The 16,547-nt window shown below is 68.0% G+C and carries 17 protein-coding genes; 8 read left to right on the top strand and 9 right to left on the bottom strand.

Annotated elements, in window-relative coordinates:
• Positions 1-56: 56 nt before the first annotated feature.
• On the bottom strand, positions 57-1,130 hold the full coding sequence (ychF, locus tag HDC31_RS05905; protein WP_113681666.1) for a redox-regulated ATPase YchF: 1,074 nt from the start codon (positions 1,128-1,130) through the stop codon (positions 57-59).
• A 172-nt stretch (positions 1,131-1,302) separates the two neighbouring features.
• The gene (locus HDC31_RS05900; RefSeq protein ID WP_113681665.1) at positions 1,303-2,043 is read right to left on the bottom strand and encodes a class I SAM-dependent methyltransferase; all 741 of its coding nucleotides are present in this window, start codon (positions 2,041-2,043) and stop codon (positions 1,303-1,305) included.
• Between the two features lie 59 nt (positions 2,044-2,102).
• On the opposite strand from HDC31_RS05900, the gene HDC31_RS05895 reads away from it, so the two are divergent.
• The gene (locus HDC31_RS05895) at positions 2,103-2,705 is read left to right on the top strand and encodes a 3'-5' exonuclease (RefSeq protein WP_046749611.1); all 603 of its coding nucleotides are present in this window, start codon (positions 2,103-2,105) and stop codon (positions 2,703-2,705) included.
• A 66-nt stretch (positions 2,706-2,771) separates the two neighbouring features.
• Positions 2,772-4,061: a DNA recombination protein RmuC gene (locus HDC31_RS05890; protein ID WP_113681664.1), complete on the top strand. Its 1,290-nt coding sequence runs from the start codon at positions 2,772-2,774 to the stop codon at positions 4,059-4,061.
• Positions 4,062-4,093: 32 nt separating this feature from the next.
• Here the strand turns inward: HDC31_RS05890 and HDC31_RS05885 are convergent, their stop codons facing one another.
• Complete coding sequence (locus tag HDC31_RS05885; RefSeq protein WP_046749613.1) at positions 4,094-4,378, bottom strand: hypothetical protein; 285 nt, start codon at positions 4,376-4,378, stop codon at positions 4,094-4,096.
• A 180-nt stretch (positions 4,379-4,558) separates the two neighbouring features.
• The gene (gene glpX, locus HDC31_RS05880; protein ID WP_045262743.1) at positions 4,559-5,545 is read right to left on the bottom strand and encodes a class II fructose-bisphosphatase; all 987 of its coding nucleotides are present in this window, start codon (positions 5,543-5,545) and stop codon (positions 4,559-4,561) included.
• Between the two features lie 185 nt (positions 5,546-5,730).
• Between glpX and fbaA the strand changes: the two genes are divergently transcribed.
• Positions 5,731-6,759, top strand: a complete 1,029-nt coding sequence (gene fbaA, locus HDC31_RS05875) for a class II fructose-bisphosphate aldolase (protein WP_046749615.1) — start codon at positions 5,731-5,733, stop codon at positions 6,757-6,759.
• A 93-nt stretch (positions 6,760-6,852) separates the two neighbouring features.
• Here fbaA and HDC31_RS05870 read toward each other — a convergent pair whose 3' ends face one another.
• The 3 genes from HDC31_RS05870 to HDC31_RS05860 form a co-directional block, all read right to left on the bottom strand.
• The gene (locus tag HDC31_RS05870) at positions 6,853-7,407 is read right to left on the bottom strand and encodes a DUF6264 family protein (protein ID WP_061015435.1); all 555 of its coding nucleotides are present in this window, start codon (positions 7,405-7,407) and stop codon (positions 6,853-6,855) included.
• 235 nt (positions 7,408-7,642) lie between these two features.
• Positions 7,643-8,434, bottom strand: coding sequence for an IclR family transcriptional regulator (locus HDC31_RS05865; RefSeq protein ID WP_113681663.1), 792 nt, complete (start codon positions 8,432-8,434; stop codon positions 7,643-7,645).
• 2 nt (positions 8,435-8,436) lie between these two features.
• Positions 8,437-9,489, bottom strand: a complete 1,053-nt coding sequence (locus HDC31_RS05860) for a 4-hydroxy-3-methylbut-2-enyl diphosphate reductase (RefSeq protein ID WP_374168981.1) — start codon at positions 9,487-9,489, stop codon at positions 8,437-8,439.
• A 93-nt stretch (positions 9,490-9,582) separates the two neighbouring features.
• On the opposite strand from HDC31_RS05860, the gene xseA reads away from it, so the two are divergent.
• The 5 genes from xseA to HDC31_RS05835 are packed head-to-tail and all read left to right on the top strand — an operon-like array spanning position 9,583 to position 13,851.
• Positions 9,583-10,860, top strand: a complete 1,278-nt coding sequence (gene xseA / locus HDC31_RS05855; protein WP_058631887.1) for an exodeoxyribonuclease VII large subunit — start codon at positions 9,583-9,585, stop codon at positions 10,858-10,860.
• A 36-nt stretch (positions 10,861-10,896) separates the two neighbouring features.
• Positions 10,897-11,136 (top strand): exodeoxyribonuclease VII small subunit, encoded by a 240-nt coding sequence (locus HDC31_RS05850; protein ID WP_046749620.1) that lies wholly within the window; start codon positions 10,897-10,899, stop codon positions 11,134-11,136.
• Positions 11,133-11,777: a DUF4245 family protein gene (locus HDC31_RS05845; protein ID WP_113681662.1), complete on the top strand. Its 645-nt coding sequence runs from the start codon at positions 11,133-11,135 to the stop codon at positions 11,775-11,777. Before HDC31_RS05850 ends, HDC31_RS05845 begins: the two co-directional genes overlap by 4 nt.
• Complete coding sequence (locus HDC31_RS05840; protein ID WP_113681661.1) at positions 11,774-12,460, top strand: carbonic anhydrase; 687 nt, start codon at positions 11,774-11,776, stop codon at positions 12,458-12,460. Before HDC31_RS05845 ends, HDC31_RS05840 begins: the two co-directional genes overlap by 4 nt.
• On the top strand, positions 12,457-13,851 hold the full coding sequence (locus tag HDC31_RS05835) for an aspartate ammonia-lyase (protein ID WP_046749623.1): 1,395 nt from the start codon (positions 12,457-12,459) through the stop codon (positions 13,849-13,851). Before HDC31_RS05840 ends, HDC31_RS05835 begins: the two co-directional genes overlap by 4 nt.
• Before the next feature lie 169 nt (positions 13,852-14,020).
• On the opposite strand, the gene HDC31_RS05830 is transcribed toward HDC31_RS05835, so the two are convergent.
• Together HDC31_RS05830 and HDC31_RS05825 are read right to left on the bottom strand one after the other, a co-directional pair.
• Positions 14,021-14,623, bottom strand: a complete 603-nt coding sequence (locus tag HDC31_RS05830; RefSeq protein ID WP_052748833.1) for an endonuclease domain-containing protein — start codon at positions 14,621-14,623, stop codon at positions 14,021-14,023.
• Positions 14,624-15,108: 485 nt separating this feature from the next.
• Positions 15,109-16,491, bottom strand: a complete 1,383-nt coding sequence (locus HDC31_RS05825; RefSeq protein WP_046749845.1) for a PhoH family protein — start codon at positions 16,489-16,491, stop codon at positions 15,109-15,111.
• Between the last annotated feature and the right edge of the window lie 56 nt (positions 16,492-16,547).

Below are 16,547 nucleotides of genomic sequence, written 5' to 3'. Positions count from 1 at the left end.
GGACGAGCACGGATTCGCGTGCGCAGTGACAGGTGTCCGGAGCTTCCCCGCCGAACTCAGTTGTTGAAGCGGAACTCCACGACGTCGCCGTCCTGCATGACGTAGTCCTTGCCCTCGAGGCGGGCCTTGCCCTTGGCGCGGGCCTCGACGACGGAGCCCGTCTCGACCAGATCGTCGAACGAGACGATCTCGGCCTTGATGAAGCCCTTCTCGAAGTCGGTGTGGATGACGCCCGCAGCCTGTGGCGCCTTCGATCCCTTGGGGATGGTCCAGGCGCGGGCTTCCTTCGGACCGGCGGTCAGGTACGTCTGCAGGCCGAGCGTGTCGAAGCCGATGCGGGCGAGCTGGTCGAGACCGGACTCGTCCTGGCCGGTCGAGGCGAGGAGCTCGGCTGCGTCTTCCGGGTCGAGGTCGATGAGCTCGGACTCGATCTTCGCGTCGAGGAAGATGGCCTTCGCCGGGGCGACGAGGGCGGCGAGCTCCGCCTTGCGCGCGTCGTCGGTCAGCACGGACTCGTCGACGTTGAAGACGAAGATGACGGGCTTCGCGGTGAGCAGACCCAGCTCGCGGATCGGCGTCAGGTCGATGCCGGCGACCGACAGCAGCACACCGCGCTCGAGAGCATCCTTCGCCGCCTTCGCGGTCTCGAGCACGATGGGCTCGATCTTCTTGCCGCGCACTTCCTTCTCGTACCGCGCGATCGCCTTGTCGACGGTCTCGAGGTCGGCGAGCATGAGTTCCGCGTTGATGGTCTCCATGTCGGATGCAGGGTTAACCGTGCCGTCGACGTGGACGACATCGTCGTCGGCGAAACCGCGCACGACCTGAGCGATGGCGTCGGCCTCACGGATGTTCGCGAGGAACTTGTTGCCCAGACCCTCACCCTCGCTCGCCCCACGCACGATGCCGGCGATGTCGACGAACGACACTGCTGCGGGCAGGATGCGCTCGCTGCCGAAGATCTCCGCGAGCTTGTCGAGGCGAGGATCGGGCAGGTTCACCACGCCGACGTTCGGCTCGATCGTCGCGAACGGGTAGTTCGCCGCGAGCACGTCGTTCTTGGTGAGTGCGTTGAAGAGGGTGGACTTGCCGACGTTGGGCAGGCCGACGATACCGATAGTGAGAGCCACGGGGCACGAGTCTACCTCGCTGAAGACGCACGATCCTGCGGGATGCTGTGCGAGCGATGCGCGAGATCAGGCGAACGCGCGAGATCAGGCAGACGCCGGGCCGTTCGGCCTGATCCGGCGCGAACGCCTGACGCGGCGCAGCGGCCCGAGCCGCAGAGCCGCGCAACGGACCTCAGTCGCGAACGGCTCGATACGCCCGCGTGACGTACGGAAGGTCGATCGTGGCGTCCCCGTGCAGGTCGAGCTCGTCGAAGAGCGCGTCGAGCTCGCGCGCGATGCGGGCCTTCTCCTCGTCCGAAGCGGTGATGATGTAGCTGCGTGACGCCGCCATCCGGTGCAGCACGTCGCGCGTCACGGGGCGGGCCCATTCCCAGCGCTCCTGCTCGAGTCCGCTGAACGGCGCGGAGACACTCGGGTCCCCCTCGGCGAGCATGTTCTCGGCGTGGCTGCCGTGCATGATCTCGGTGAGCCTGCGCACCCAGTCGACACGGTCGTCGCGGATGTTCCAGATGAGGCCGAGCACTCCCCCGCCGCGCACGGCGCGCCCGATCTCGGCTGAGCCGGCCACCGGATCGACCCAGTGCCATGCCTGCCCCAGCACGACGGCATCGACACTCGCGTCCGGAAGCGGCAGCTGCTCGGCCGATCCCTGGAACGTCGGCACGCCGGGCACCGCACCGCGGAGCGTCGCGAGCATCACGGGGTCGGGATCGACGGCGACGACCTCGGCGTCCGGCGCCTCCGTGAGAACCCTGGTGAGCTTTCCTGTGCCGGCACCGACATCGGCGATCCGACGTGAGCCGTGCGGCATGCGCTCCAGCATCCATGCCACGGCCTCGAAAGGATAATCAGGTCGACCGACCTCGTAGTCTCCCGCCTGCGCTCCGAACGACGTCGCCATGTCCTCAGCCATGTCGCCAGCATACGGCGAGTCTCCGAGACGTCTTCGAGGGACCGGGGGAAGGTGGGGATGTGCCACTGGACTTCACTGCGATCGACTTCGAGACCGCGAACTCCAGCCCGGCCTCTGCGTGCTCGGTCGGACTGGTCCGCGTCCGCGACGGCCAGGTCGTCGCCACCACCGGTTGGCTGATCCAGCCGCCGCCTGGCCATGACGAGTTCCAGGAGTGGAACGTGCGCATCCATGGCATCCAGCCGGAGGACGTGCTGTCGGCCGCGACCTGGGTCGACCAGTTCGACCGCCTGTGCGCCTTCGCGGGTGCCGATGTGCTGGTCGCGCACAACGCCGGCTTCGACCTCAATGTGCTGCGCCGCGCGTCTGAGGCCACGGGCCAGCTGTGCCCGCCCTACCGGTCGCTGTGCAGCCTGCAGGTCGCCCGCAAGACCTACACGCTCGACTCGTACCGGCTGCCGGTCGCCGCTGCTGCCGCGGGGTTCGAGGAGTTCTCGCACCACGATGCCCTGGCCGATGCCCGTGCGTGTGCCCAGATCGTGATCGACGCCGCCTACAGAGCCGGTGCGGGCGACGTCTTCGCTCTCGCCGACGCGCTGAGTCTGCGGGTCACCGCTCCGGTTGCTCCTGTCGCACCCGCACTGGAGCGCGCGGTCGCCTGACCCGCACCTCGACCGCTCCGTGCGCGGCGACCTCCGAATGTCGGAGGCCGGCCCCATCATGAACACATGGATGCTCTGGCTGTCGTTCTCCTGCTCGTCGCACTCGCTGCGGGCATCGCCGTCGGCTGGTTCCTGCGCGCCGGCCGAGGCGCCGCCGATCTCGCGCGCGCTCAGGCCGAGCTGGCCGCTGCGCGCGACGACCGAGACCGTCAATACGACCTGTACCGCGATGCCGTCGAGCACGCGCGAAACGAGCAGCGCGCCGAGGCGCAGCGGGTGCAGCAGCAGAATGCGGTGCTCACCGCGCTCGCCCCCGTGCGTGAGAGTCTGCAGCAGATGCAGACCAAGGTCACCGCGATCGAGCGGGAGAGGCACGCTCAATTCGGCACGCTCGAGGAGCAGCTGCGCCGAGCGCAGGAGTCCGATGAAGCGCTCCGGGCGACCACCGAGTCCCTCGCGGGAGCTCTGCGCTCCAGCGCCACGAGAGGCGTGTGGGGCGAGACGCAGCTCCGCCGTGTCGTCGAAGCCGCGGGCCTCACCCGACACATCGACTTCGACCTGCAGGCGACGATCTCCAGCGACCGGGGCCAGGGCCGTCCCGACATGGTGATCCGGCTCGCGGGTGGCAGCTCGATCGCGGTCGACGCCAAAGTGCCGCTCGACGCGTACCTCGAGGCATCTGCGCTTCCGGGCGGCGACGCCCAGGAGCCTCAGCGTCGAGCATTGATGCAGAAGCACGTGAAAGCAGTCCGAGCGCACATCGACGCCCTGGCGAAGAAAGCCTATTGGGCGGGGCTCGATGCGAGCCCCGAGTTCGTGATCTGCTTCCTGCCGAGCGAATCGCTGCTGGCCGCCGCGATCGACGAAGACCCGACGCTGCTCGACTACGCATTCGGCCGACGAGTCGCGCTCGCCTCCCCCGTCAACCTCTGGGCCGTGCTCAAGACCGTGGCGTTCACCTGGACACAGCAGGAGGTCTCGACCGAGGCTCGCACATTGCTCGCGCTCGGCACACAGTTGTACGACCGGCTGGGAACCCTGGCCGGACACGCCGACGATCTGCGCCGCGCCCTGGAGCGCACCGTCGACAGCTACAACCGGTTCGCCGGTTCGCTCGAGACACGCGTGCTCGTGACCGCTCGCCAATTCCCCGGGGTCGACGCGTCGGCGCTCTCGACAGCCCCCGCGGTGACGACAGGGGCGGCCAGACGATTCACGGCACCGGAGCTGATCGCCTCTGAGGAGAGCACCCACGAACCGGAGTCAGGCGACGCGGTGGCTGACGCGGCGCGCGACGAGTCGGCACTCCGCGCAGACGTGGGCGACGTGCGGATCAGACTCGACGAAGAACGCTGATCCAGCGCTCACCGAGCAAGAGGGCGCCGTGATCAGGCGATACCGGGAACGCCGCTGAGCAGCAGGATCACCAGACCGCTGGTTGCCAGGAACGCGCCGATCATCCACCATGCGCTGAGCTCGTGCCCCTCATCGCGCCGGACGCGGAAGAGAACATCCGCACGTCGGGCCGGGTCTACTGCCGGTGCGACGGGGGCCACGGTCGGGGGCTTCGGAGCGGATTCCGCGTCCGCGCTCACCCGGAGGATGCGCCCTGTGTTCGTCGTGACGATCCTGGTCGCGGCGGCTTTCGAGCCGCTCGTGTGCTGCGTTGTCATCTGTTCGCCCTCCTGTGCCTGCGGTGCCTGGCGGCTCCGTCGACGGCGACAAACCCAGTGACAATTGTGACACGGGGGCCCGGCGAACCGTGGATCGTCGGGGTGTGAGGCGATACCGGCTCGATAACGATGCCGACGGCCTCAGCGCCGACGATCACACGACGGCGAACACGAGAAGCGTCAGAGCCACTTCGAGACGAGGTGCTCGGACGCGATGCGACGGAGCGTCCCCGAGGCGCCTCTGAGCACGACGCTCTCGGTGTACACATAACCGCGCTCGCGCCGGACACCCGCGACGAGCTGGCCATCGGTGACACCGGTCGCGACGAAGATCGTGTTGTTGCCCTGCACCAGATCGTCGGCCTCGTACACCTTGTCCATGTCGAGCCCCGCGTCGATGCCGCGCTGGCGCTCGTCGTCGTCACGCGGCCAGAGCCGACCCTGGATGTGGCCGCCGAGCGCCTTGATCGCACAAGCCGTGACTATGCCCTCGGGGCTGCCTCCGATGCCGACGCACATGTCGGTGCGGGCGTCGTGGCGTGCCGCATTGATGCCGCCGGCGACGTCTCCGTCACTCATCAGACGGGTGCCGGCGCCGGCATCGCGGATCTCCTGGATGAGCTGCTCATGACGCGGACGGTTCAGCACCGAGACGACGATCTCGTCGACGGGCTTGTCGAGAGCGCCGGCGAGCTTGCGGATGTTCTCCCCGATGGGCAGACGGATGTCGACGACACCGACGCCGGCGGGCCCCGTCACGAGCTTGTCCATATAGAAGACGCTCGAGGCGTCGAGCATGGTGCCGCGGTCCGAGACGGCGATCACCGACAGGGCGTTCTGTCGACCGGCAGCGGTCAGTGAGGTCCCGTCGATGGGGTCGACGGCGATGTCGCACAGCGGCCCTCGGCCGGTTCCGACGATCTCGCCGTTGAAGAGCATCGGGGCGTTGTCCTTCTCGCCCTCACCGATGACGACCCGTCCCTGGAAGTCGACCGTGCCGAGGAAGGCCCGCATGGCGTCGACAGCCGCGCCGTCCGCAGCTTCCTTCGCGCCGCGACCGATGAACGGCACAGCGCGGATGGCCGCAGCCTCCGTCGATCGCACCAACTCCATCGCCAGGTTGCGGTCGGGACGAAGCGGGCTCAGATCAGCAGTAAGACTCACCATGCGGTCAGCCTAGCCATCGTGCGCTCCGAATCCGCCGCTTTTCGGGCACGATCCCCCGAAGGAATCGCTGTTCTTAACAGCTACGCAGAAGCGGACGTGCTCGCCCCCGGCCGCGACTGCGGTATCGGCGCGTGCGCCCCGATAGAGTGGCAGCTGTCCCGGCTTCCCCTATCGCAGGAGTTCTCATGCCCGTCGCCACCCCGGATCAGTACGCCGAAATGCTCGACCGCGCGAAGGCCGGCGGCTTCGCGTACCCCGCATTCAACGTCTCCAGCTCGCAGACGATCAACTCCGTCCTTCAGGGCCTGACCGAGGCCGGCTCCGACGGCATCATCCAGGTCACCACCGGTGGCGCCGACTACTTCGCCGGCCACACGGTGAAGGCTCGCGCCACGGGCGCTCTCGCATTCGCGCGCTTCGCCACCGAGGTCGCCAAGAACTACCCGATCACCGTCGCCCTGCACACCGACCACTGCCCCAAGGACGCACTCGCGGGCTTCGTCGAGCCGCTGATCGCCGCTTCGGAGGAAGAGGTCAAGGCCGGTCGCAACCCGATCTTCCAGTCCCACATGTGGGACGGCTCCGCTGTTCCCCTCGCGGAGAACATCGAGATCGCGAAGGATCTGCTCCCCCGCATGAAGGCCATCAACGCCATCCTCGAGGTCGAGATCGGCGTCGTCGGCGGCGAGGAGGACGGCGTACAGCATGAGGGGTCGAACGAAGCTCTCTACACGACCTTCGCCGACGTCGACCAGGCCGTGCAGGCGCTGGGTCTCGGTGAGCAGGGGCGTTACATCGCGGCCCTCACCTTCGGCAACGTCCACGGTGTCTACAAGCCCGGTGGAGTGAAGCTGCGTCCCGAGCTGCTCGGCGAGATCCAGGCGGAGGTCGCCGCGAAGTACAACACCGGCCCCAAGCCGCTCGACCTCGTGTTCCACGGTGGCTCGGGCTCGACCGATGAGGAGATCGCCCTCGCGGTCGCCAACGGCGTCATCAAGATGAACATCGACACCGACACCCAGTACGCCTACACGCGTGCCATCGCCGACTACATGTTCAAGAACTACGACGGCGTGCTGAAGGTCGACGGCGAGGTCGGCAACAAGAAGCAGTACGACCCGCGTGCCTGGGGCAAGATCGCCGAGTCGGCCATGGCCGCCCGGGTGGTCGAGTCGACCCGCCAGCTCGGCTCGTACGGCCAGTCCAAGAGCTGATCGGTCGCGAGACACAGAAGGGGCCCGGCATCCTGCCGGGCCCCTTCTCGTTCTCCGTGGGAGCTGCGCCCGCGCAGACCTCACGGAACGTCCTCAGGGACGCGTCATCTGCTCGAGGTGCGCGATGAACGCCGGATCGCCCATCATCGGCACGGCGATGCAAACCGACACCACACCCATGGTCACGATGGCCCCGACGATCGGAACCCACCACGTCACACGTCCACGGCGGAGGCGACGGATCGAGAGCGCGGCGGTGACCGACCACCCGACGGCGAGCAGGATCGCGGCGATCGTGCCCCAGGTCCTCGCGGACGCGAAGTTCGTGAACTCGCCTTCGATGCCGATGATCTTCATCGTCTGGTTCATGACGCTCGGCAGGTCCAGGTACGACAGCCCGGTGACGACGACATTGATCAGTCCGTACGCCAGCATGGCGATCGTGGCGAAACGATCGAGCGGGTGCGCCCGCTTCGCGGGGGAACCGCCCGAGGGGCTCGACGCCGCGACCGCTCCCGGCACGGCCGGCGGTGGTGACGCTGCAGCGGCTGGAGCGATCACAGGCTCATCGATCGGAGGCAGACCCGCGGCCCGTCGCTGCTCCTCCGGGGTCGCGAGTTCTCCGTACTGGGGCCGCTGATCGCTCATCTCGCCATGCTAACGGCATAGCCTCATGCCGCCTCCCAGCAACTGCGTGCCGAAAACGATAGCGGCCCCGGAGAAGTGGGGACTTCTCGGGGCCGCGGACGTGAAGCGCTGGGGACGCTTCTCATCCAGGTCGACCGCCAGCGCTGGGGACGCTCGAGGCGGTCGGTAGCGCTCTTGTATGCCGCTACTCCCTTCATAGTAGGAAAACGCATGCCGCCGCGCCAGGGGTCTGACTTCAGATAGTGAAATCCTCGTCGGATGACCCGCTGTCCAGAGCATCCGCGCCGAGTTGCAGCGAGAGGCGCCTCGCGGCGACCTGCAGCTTCGACACCAGCTCCCTGTCGACCACATCGCGCTCGGCGTTCAGCGAGATCGCGAGCGACGCGGTGACGCCAGGGGCGATGACGGGCACAGCGAGGCAGGTCGCACCGATGGCGTACTCCTCGTGGTCGACAGCCCACCCCGGCGAGCGCTCCAGCTGTGTGAGCAATGTCCTGCGATCGTTGATCGTGCGCGGGGTGAGCTCGGGCAGCCGATGGCGGGACAGGTAGTCGAGGCGATCCTCCTCCGAGAGGTCGGCGAGGATCTGCTTGCCCAGCGCAGTCGCGTGGGCGCTGGACTGCAGCCCCACCCAGAGCTCGATCCGAGGGTTCCGGACCGCGTCGACGATGTCGACCAGATGCATCTCCCCGTCGTCGAAGCGCGACAGGTAGGCCGTGGCTCCCACCTCCTCGGTCACCTCGCGCAGCGCCGCGCGCACTCGAGCGAGGAACACGCCCCTGGAGCCGATCTGCTGCTGGAACGACGGAAACCGACTGCCGAGCACCACGCCGTCCGGCTCCGACGACAGATACCCCTCATGCACGAGCGTGCGCACCAGGTTGTAGGTCGTCCCCGGCGTCAGTCCGGTGATCGCCGCGAGCATCTTCGGCGGAAGCGGGCGCGGGGAGTTCGCGACGATGTCGACCAGTCGCAGAGCGCGTTGCACCGACCCGATGAGGGTGGGCTCCGCCTCCGCGGCGCTCAACGCTACGCGCCTCCTCCGGATGCACGACCGCCGAGAGCCCGGGCGTCCCGCTGACCGGCAGCGTCCTGACGCAGTTCCTTGGGCAGGGAGAACATCAGATCCTCCTCAGCGGTCTTCACCTCTTCGACATCGCGGTAGCCGGCGTCGCCGATCGCATCGAGCACCTCGCGGACCAGAACCTCGGGCACGGATGCGCCGCTGGTCACACCGACCGTCTCGACGCCGTCGAGCCACTCCTGCTGGATTTCCTCGGCATAGTCGACGCGGTAAGCGGCCTTCGCTCCGTACTCGAGGGCGACCTCGACCAGACGCACGCTGTTGGACGAGTTCGACGAGCCGACCACGATCACGAGGTCTGCCCCGGCGGCGACCTTCTTGATCGCGACCTGACGGTTCTGCGTTGCGTAGCAGATGTCGTCCGACGGCGGATTCTGCAGTTCGGGGAATCGCGTGCGCAACCGGTTGACCGTCTCCATCGTCTCGTCCACCGACAGCGTGGTCTGCGACAGCCAGACGACCTTGTTCGGATCCTTCACCACGACGGTGTCGGCTTCTTCGGGAGAGTTCACGACGGTCACGTGGTCCGGCGCCTCTCCAGCCGTGCCCTCCACCTCTTCGTGCCCGTCGTGACCGATGAGCAGGATCTCGAAGTCGTCGCGCGCGAAGCGCACGGCCTCGCGGTGCACCTTGGTGACCAGAGGACAGGTGGCATCGATCGCGTGGAGTCCCCGATCGGAGGCCGCGTTCACGACCGCGGGTGAGACGCCATGGGCGCTGAAGACGATGTGCGCACCCTCGGGGACCTCGTCGACCTCTTCGACGAAGATCGCACCCTTCTCCTCGAGCTCGGTGACGACGTGGATGTTGTGCACGATCTGCTTGCGCACGTAGACGGGGGCGCCGTAGCGTTCGAGAGCCTTCTCCACCGCGACGACCGCGCGGTCGACACCCGCACAGTAACCGCGCGGGGCGGCGAGCAGAACACGCTTGTGTCCGGCCACCGGGTTATCCTGAAGCCGCCCGGCCGCCGCACGCACTCGTGGGAGGCGGGGCACGGGGAGATGAACGGCAGTCGAAGTCACCCTTGAATTCTACCGTCGCGCAGCTGTGCACGGCCGGGGAGGTTCGAGGGCAGGGAACGGGAGCGGATGACAGTCTTCGAAGCGACGACGGGCCAGGGCGAGACGCCGCCGGCCGACTCGGTCGCACCCCGCGATTCCACCGCAGACGCCCCCACCTCCGTCACCCGCCTCAACGCGACGATCCGCGACTTCATCGCGCGGTGGAACACGGTCTGGGTCGAAGGCGAGATCACCTCGTGGAACGTGCGAGCCGGCAACGTGTTCGCGCGCCTGAAGGACACCAGGTCCGACGCGCAGATCTCCATCCGCGTGTGGTCGAGCGTGCGTGCGCGCATCCCGTCCGACATCGGCGTCGGCGACCATGTGGTCGCCGCGGTCAAGGCCGACTACTTCGTCAAGGCGGGCGACTTCAGCTTCGCCGTCTCCGCGATGAAGCACGTCGGGCTCGGCGATCAGCTGGAACGCCTCGAGAAGCTCCGCGTGCAGCTGCGGCAGGAGGGGCTCTTCGATCCTTCGCGCAAGAAGCGCCTCCCCTTCCTCCCGCACGTGATCGGCCTCATCACGGGCGAGCGCTCGGACGCCGAGAAGGATGTGCATCGCAACGCCGAGCTGCGCTGGCCGCAGGTGCGCTTCCGCACCGAGTACGCCGCCGTGCAGGGGGACCGCTGTGTCCCGGACACCCTCGCCGCGCTCGCTCGGCTCGACGCTGATCCCGAGGTCGACGTGATCATCATCGCCCGCGGCGGCGGCGACCCGCAGACGCTGTTGGGCTTCAGCGACGAGAGACTCGTGCGAGCGGTCGCCGCGGCATCGACGCCTGTGGTGAGCGCGATCGGGCACGAGAACGACCACCCGCTTCTCGATGACGTCGCCGATCTCCGCGCCTCGACGCCGACCGATGCCGCGAAGCGCGTCGTGCCCGACGTGGGAGAGCAGCGAGCCCTCATCGCGCAGCTGCGGTCGCGAGCGACCTCACGGCTCACCCAGCGCCTCACGCACGACATCGCCCAGCTGGAGCAGCTGCGCTCGCGACCGGTGCTGCGCTCGCCCGCACCGATCATCGATGCCCGCGCCCAGGAGACGTGGCTGCTGCTCGGGCGTGGACGGGACGCCGTGAACCGACAGCTCGACGACGCCGGGCGCCGCACGGGAGAACTCCGCGCATCCCTGCGAGCCCTCTCCCCCGCGGCGACCCTGGCTCGCGGCTACGCGATCGCCCACCTCGACGGTGGTGTGATCCTCCGCGATGCCACCGACGCTCCCGCCGGGAGCAGCCTCACGATCACGCTGGATCGTGGATCGCTGGCAGCCCGCTCCGAGGGCGAGATCCCCGAAGGGGACTGAGCAGAGCGTCGGCGTCGATCGACGTAAGATGGAGGAGTGAGCGCCCTGAACGACACCCCCGTGGACACGCTGTCGTTCGAGGCGGCCCGTGACGAACTCGTCAAGGTGGTCGCAGAGCTCGAGCAGGGCTCCCCCACACTCGAGCATTCGCTCGCGCTGTGGGAGCGCGGAGAGGCGCTGGCCGCACGCTGCGAGGAGTGGCTGCTGGGAGCGAAGCGGCGTCTTGACGCTGCTCGTGCCGCGGCTTCCGATGCCGACGACGCCGGAGAGTCATGAGCAAGCAGCCCCCCATCATCGCCGAGCTCGGCCGTCCGGAGACACCCGACGAGACCGCCGCCAGGAAGGCGGCGTCGAGCAAGGCGTACCGATCGAGCCAGACGGTGCGGAACCTGGTCGCAGCGCTTCTCGTGACACTCGCCGTGGTCGCCGTCATCATCTTCGCGGTTCCCCGCGGCGCACCCGTCGAGCAGAAGCCCCTCGACGTCGCCGCGGTGGCCGAGGGGGTGGAGTCCTCGATGGACCGCCCCGTCCTCATCCCGGAACTCGGCGACTTCTGGCGCGCGAACGGGGCCGAGATGCAGGGTGGCGCGACCGTCGTCTGGGAGGTCACGCTCGCCCCCAAGTCGGACAAGGAGCGCGGGTTCATCAAGGTGGACCAGGCCTTCGACGCGGATTCGTCCTGGGCTCCGCAGCGCTTGAACGGCGTCGCGCCGACCGACACGGTGCGCATCGGCGGGCTCGACTGGGACGTCTACAAGCCGGGTAGCGCGGAGTCGAACGCCAACGTCACCTACGCCATCGGCACGCAGGCCGGCGCCGACTACATCCTGCTCTACGGCTCACGGTCGGCCGATTCCACGGCCGAACTCGCCGAGAGCCTCATCCCGCAGATCCGCACCATCTCGGAGACCCCATGACCCACCCCCTCACCCCCGCCGCCGCCTGGACGCAGATGCAGGACGGCAACCGCCGTTTCGTGCAGGACGAGCCTCGCCACCCGAATCAGGACGTCGCTCGCCGCAAGGACCTGACCGCGGCGCAGCACCCGGTCGCCACGCTCTTCGGATGCTCCGACTCCCGCCTGGCCGCCGAGATCATCTTCGACCTCGGACTCGGCGACCTGTTCGTGGTGCGCAACGCCGGGCAGGTCATCGGAGAATCGATCGTCGCGAGCCTGGAATACGCCGTCGCCGTTCTCGAGGTTCCTCTGATCGTGGTGCTGGCGCACGACTCGTGCGGTGCGGTGCGCGCCGCCATCGACGGCACGGCGATCGATGCCGCTCCCCTGCCGCCGCACATCTGGAAGCTGATCGCCCCGATCGTGCCGGCCGCGCGCAAGGTGCTGGCGGAGAGCGGGGGCACCACCGTCGCCGAGATCGACTCGGAACTGGTCGGCATCGAGCACCTGCGCAACACGGTGAACGATCTGCTGCAGTCGTCCGAGATCATCAGCGATGCCGTCGCGGCTGGTCGCCTCGGCATCGTCGGCGCCAACTACCGTCTGGCCGAGGGCACCGCCGTGCCCGTGATCACGGTCGGCATCGACACCGACGACGACATCCAGGGGATCGACCCCGCAACCGAGGAGGGTTCGGAATGACCGAGCAGGACTACCGCATCGAGCACGACACCATGGGCGAGGTGCGGGTGCCCGTGAATGCGCTCTACGGCGCTCAGACGCAGCGCGCCGTGGAGAACTTCCCGATCTCGGGCAAGGGGCTGGAGTCGACGCAGATCGCCGCCCTCGCTCGCATCAAGAAGGCCGCCGCACTCGCCAACAAGGAGCTCGGCACCCTCGACGGCGCCATCGCCGACGCCATCGCCCAGGCCGCCGACCAGGTCGCTTCCGGCGCGCACGACGGTGAGTTCCCGGTCGACACCTACCAGACCGGCTCCGGCACCTCGTCGAACATGAACATGAACGAGGTGCTGGCAACGCTCGCCACGCGCATCCTCGGTTCGACGGTGCACCCCAACGACCACGTCAACGCCTCGCAGTCGTCGAACGACGTGTTCCCGACCTCGGTGCACATCGCGGTCACCCAGGCACTCATCGACACGCTCATCCCCGCACTCGACCACCTCGCCGTCGCTCTCGAGGCGAAGGCGGAGCTGTGGAAGGACGCGGTCAAGTCCGGCCGCACGCACCTCATGGACGCGACGCCCGTCACCCTTGGACAGGAGTTCGGCGGCTACGCGCGTCAGATCCGTCTGGGCATCGAGCGCGTGCAGTCGGCTCTCCCCCGCGTGGCCGAGGTCCCCCTGGGCGGCACCGCCGTCGGCACGGGCATCAACACGCCGCTGGGCTTCCCGCAGAAGGTCATCGCGCTGCTCGCGGCCGAGACCGAGCTGCCCATCACCGAAGCCAAGGACCACTTCGAGGCGCAGGCGAACCGCGACGGTCTGGTCGAGGCCTCCGGTGCTCTCCGCACCATCGCGGTGTCGCTGACCAAGATCAACAACGACCTGCGCTGGATGGGGTCGGGCCCCAACACGGGCCTCGGCGAGTTGCACATCCCCGACCTGCAGCCCGGATCCTCGATCATGCCGGGCAAGGTCAACCCCGTCGTGCCCGAGGCCGTGCTCATGGTGTGCGCGCGCGTGATCGGCAACGACGCCACCGTCGCGTGGGCCGGCGCATCCGGTTCCTTCGAGCTGAACGTCGCCATCCCGGTCATGGGCACCGCGGTGCTCGAGTCGATCCGTCTGCTGTCGAACGCCTCGCGCGTGCTCGCCGACAAGACGATCGACGGTCTGCAGGCGAACGTCGAGCGGGCGGCGGCCTTCGCGGGCATGAGCCCGTCGATCGTGACGCCGCTGAACAAGCTGATCGGCTACGAGGCGGCGGCGAAGATCGCCAAGCACTCGGTCGCCAAGGGCATCACGGTGCGCGACGCCGTGATCGACCTCGGCTACGTCGAGCGCGGCGAGCTCACCCTCGAGCAGCTGGACGAGAAGCTCGACCTGCTGTCGATGACGCACGCGGGCTGACCCGCCCACGTCGAAGCGGATGCCGCGAGGACTCGATCCTCGCGGCATCCTCTGTCTCCGGGCGCCGCGTCTCGGGTTCCCAGCACAGACGCATGACCAGCCGACGATTGCATGAGCGTTCGGCGGGACGGCACCTGCATCCGGCATCGCCTCATGCAGGTGCACCAGTTCACGCACGAGCCCGAGCGAGCGCAGCCAGAATCGCTGCTGCGACCACGTCCCACGAGTACACGATCATCGAGTAGTCGAAACGGAGCGTCTCGAAGCCGAGGTCGGATGCGACTGCGTCTCGCATGAGATCGCGATGCCGTTTCGCAGCATCCTCGTGGTTGTCGCGACCGTCGGCCTCGAGGATGACGCGGCCCTCGATCACGAAGTCGACCCGCCCGACCCCGCCGACGGTCACCTGGGTGCGCACAGCCACTCCGATCAGATGGAGCCGCAGCCGCACCAGGGATTCCAAGCCGCTCTCCGCGTCCGGACGTGCGAGGTCGACGAGCCAGCGCGCCGTCGCAGGAAGGGCGGAGCGGACGTGCGCACGCGCCGCAGCAGTCAGCATCCGCTTGTTCCAGGCCGACTCGTACGCGGCGAAGAAGAACTCCTCCCCGTAACAGGCGTATGCGTGTGTCAGCGCGACCTCTATCGGCGCGATGCCGACATCCATGCGTCCGCGGGTGAAGTGAGCGACGCAGCCGCACTGCTTCGGATGATGCCGTCGCCCGCCGAGCCCCATCCAGACATGCACCTCAGCGGGAACCTCCAGCGTCCACACCTCTCGAATCCTCAAGGCGCTCCCGCAAGTGAGGGCTCCCCCGTGGGCCGCTGCTGTGACCACTTCGGTCGCGGCTCCTCGAGATGCGAACACACCAGAACGCACTCGGACGATACGACCGGCCCTGCACTCCGCTCCCAGCCGTGAGCGTGAGCATCCGAAGCCCTGAAGCCGGGTGCCGCGTGCGACCCCTCCCAAGCGTCCGAGGAGCATATTGACGTCGATCATCGTTCGATTCTGGGGGCCCACGCCCGCTCGGCCGGCCCACCTTCACGCCATCGGTGAACACGAGCGCAGAACAGGCCGCTGTGCAGTCCGACTGACCTGCTCCCCCCTCTCACGCGCATGACCATCCGACGATCGCATGACTAGGAACGGCGAATCATCATGCAAGCGGACGGTATCCATGCGATCGGGGGCTGCACCGAGACCAAGAAGCGGATGCCGCGAGGACCGAGCCCTCGCGGCATCCGCTGTTTCCGTCGTCAGCTGAGCTCTCCACCCTCCAGGAGCTCGGTGACGAGGGCTGCGATGGCCGAACGCTCCGACCGCGTCAGGGTCACGTGTCCGAAGAGATCATGTCCCTTCAGGGTCTCGATCACGCTGGCGATGCCGTCATGACGACCCACGCGGAGGTTGTCACGCTGACCGACGTCATGGGTGAGGATGACGCGCGAGTTCTGTCCCATGCGGCTCAGCACCGTCAGGAGCACGTTCCTCTCGAGCGACTGGGCCTCGTCGACGATCACGAACGCGTCGTGCAGGGACCTTCCGCGAATGTGGGTGAGCGGGAGCACCTCGAGCAGTCCGCGCTCGACGACCTCCTCGATGACGTTGCCCGACACCACCGAACCCAGCGTGTCGAACACCGCCTGACCCCAGGGCCCCATCTTCTCGCCCTGGTCGCCCGGGAGGTAGCCGAGCTCCTGCCCACCGACCGCGAACAGGGGCCGGAACACGATGATCTTCTTCTGCTGCTGCCGCTCGAGCACCGCTTCGAGTCCTGCGCACAGCGCGAGCGCCGACTTGCCGGTGCCCGCACGCCCGCCGAGCGAGACGATGCCCACCTCCTGGTCGAGGAGCAGATCGATCGCTATGCGCTGCTCCGCGGAGCGGCCGTGCATGCCGAAGATGTCGCGGTCGCCGCGCACGAGCCGGTACTCGCCGTCTCCCGTGACGCGACCGAGCGCCGACCCGCGCTCGGAGTGGATGATCAGGCCGGTGTTCACCGGGAGCCCCCGAGCCTGCTCGCTGATGCCGACCTCGCTCTCGTACAGGTCGCTGATGTCATCACCGGACAGGTCGAGAGTCGAGATCCCGGTCCACCCCGAGTCCACCGCCTGCTCGGCGAGGTACTCCTCGGCGCGCAGACCGAGAGAGGCGGCCTTGACGCGCATCGGCAGGTCCTTCGACACGATCGTGACGTCCTGGCCGTCCTGTGCGAGATGCATGGCGACGGAGAGGATCCGGGTGTCGTTGTCGCTGAGGCGGATGCCCGCGGGAAGCACCGAGGAGTCGGTGTTCGCGAGTTCGACCCGGAGGGTCCCGCCCTCGCCGACCTCGACGGGGAAGTCGAGACGCCCGTGCTCGATGCGCAGATCGTCGAGGTGGCGAAGGGCCTGTCGCGCGAAGTAGCCGATCTCCGGATCGTGGCGTTTGCCCTCGAGCTCCGTGATCACGACGACGGGGAGGACGACCGAGTGCTCGGCGAACCGGAAGAACGCCTGCGGATCGCTCAGCAGCACGGACGTGTCGAGGACATACGTGCGCAGATCCTGATCCGGATCGGCGGAGGATGCTCGTCTCGTCGTCTTACGGGTGGACTGCTGCGCGGTGCTGGTGGCCTGCTGCGCTGTACGTGTGGTCACGACCCACTCCCGACCCGGGGAATCCCGGTAGTTCGAACGAGTCGACCAGGGGGTCA

Source organism: Microbacterium sp. JAI119 (assembly GCF_013410135.1).
Lineage (GTDB): Bacteria > Actinomycetota > Actinomycetes > Actinomycetales > Microbacteriaceae > Microbacterium > Microbacterium oxydans.
The sequence above is the reverse complement of the archived record's forward strand: the minus strand, read 5'-3'. Positions and strand labels throughout refer to the sequence as shown.

Excerpts from the sequence above, each read along its gene's own strand:
- HDC31_RS05900 (WP_113681665.1), bottom strand. The coding sequence starts at position 2,043 with ATGGCTGAGGACATGGCGACGTCGTTCGGAGCGCAGGCGGGAGACTAC.
- HDC31_RS05890 (WP_113681664.1), top strand. The coding sequence starts at position 2,772 with ATGGATGCTCTGGCTGTCGTTCTCCTGCTCGTCGCACTCGCTGCGGGC.
- HDC31_RS05885 (WP_046749613.1), bottom strand. The coding sequence starts at position 4,378 with ATGACAACGCAGCACACGAGCGGCTCGAAAGCCGCCGCGACCAGGATC.
- glpX (WP_045262743.1), bottom strand. The coding sequence starts at position 5,545 with ATGGTGAGTCTTACTGCTGATCTGAGCCCGCTTCGTCCCGACCGCAAC.
- fbaA (WP_046749615.1), top strand. The coding sequence starts at position 5,731 with ATGCCCGTCGCCACCCCGGATCAGTACGCCGAAATGCTCGACCGCGCG.
- HDC31_RS05870 (WP_061015435.1), bottom strand. The coding sequence starts at position 7,407 with ATGAGCGATCAGCGGCCCCAGTACGGAGAACTCGCGACCCCGGAGGAG.
- xseA (WP_058631887.1), top strand. The coding sequence starts at position 9,583 with ATGACAGTCTTCGAAGCGACGACGGGCCAGGGCGAGACGCCGCCGGCC.
- HDC31_RS05845 (WP_113681662.1), top strand. The coding sequence starts at position 11,133 with ATGAGCAAGCAGCCCCCCATCATCGCCGAGCTCGGCCGTCCGGAGACA.
- HDC31_RS05840 (WP_113681661.1), top strand. The coding sequence starts at position 11,774 with ATGACCCACCCCCTCACCCCCGCCGCCGCCTGGACGCAGATGCAGGAC.
- HDC31_RS05835 (WP_046749623.1), top strand. The coding sequence starts at position 12,457 with ATGACCGAGCAGGACTACCGCATCGAGCACGACACCATGGGCGAGGTG.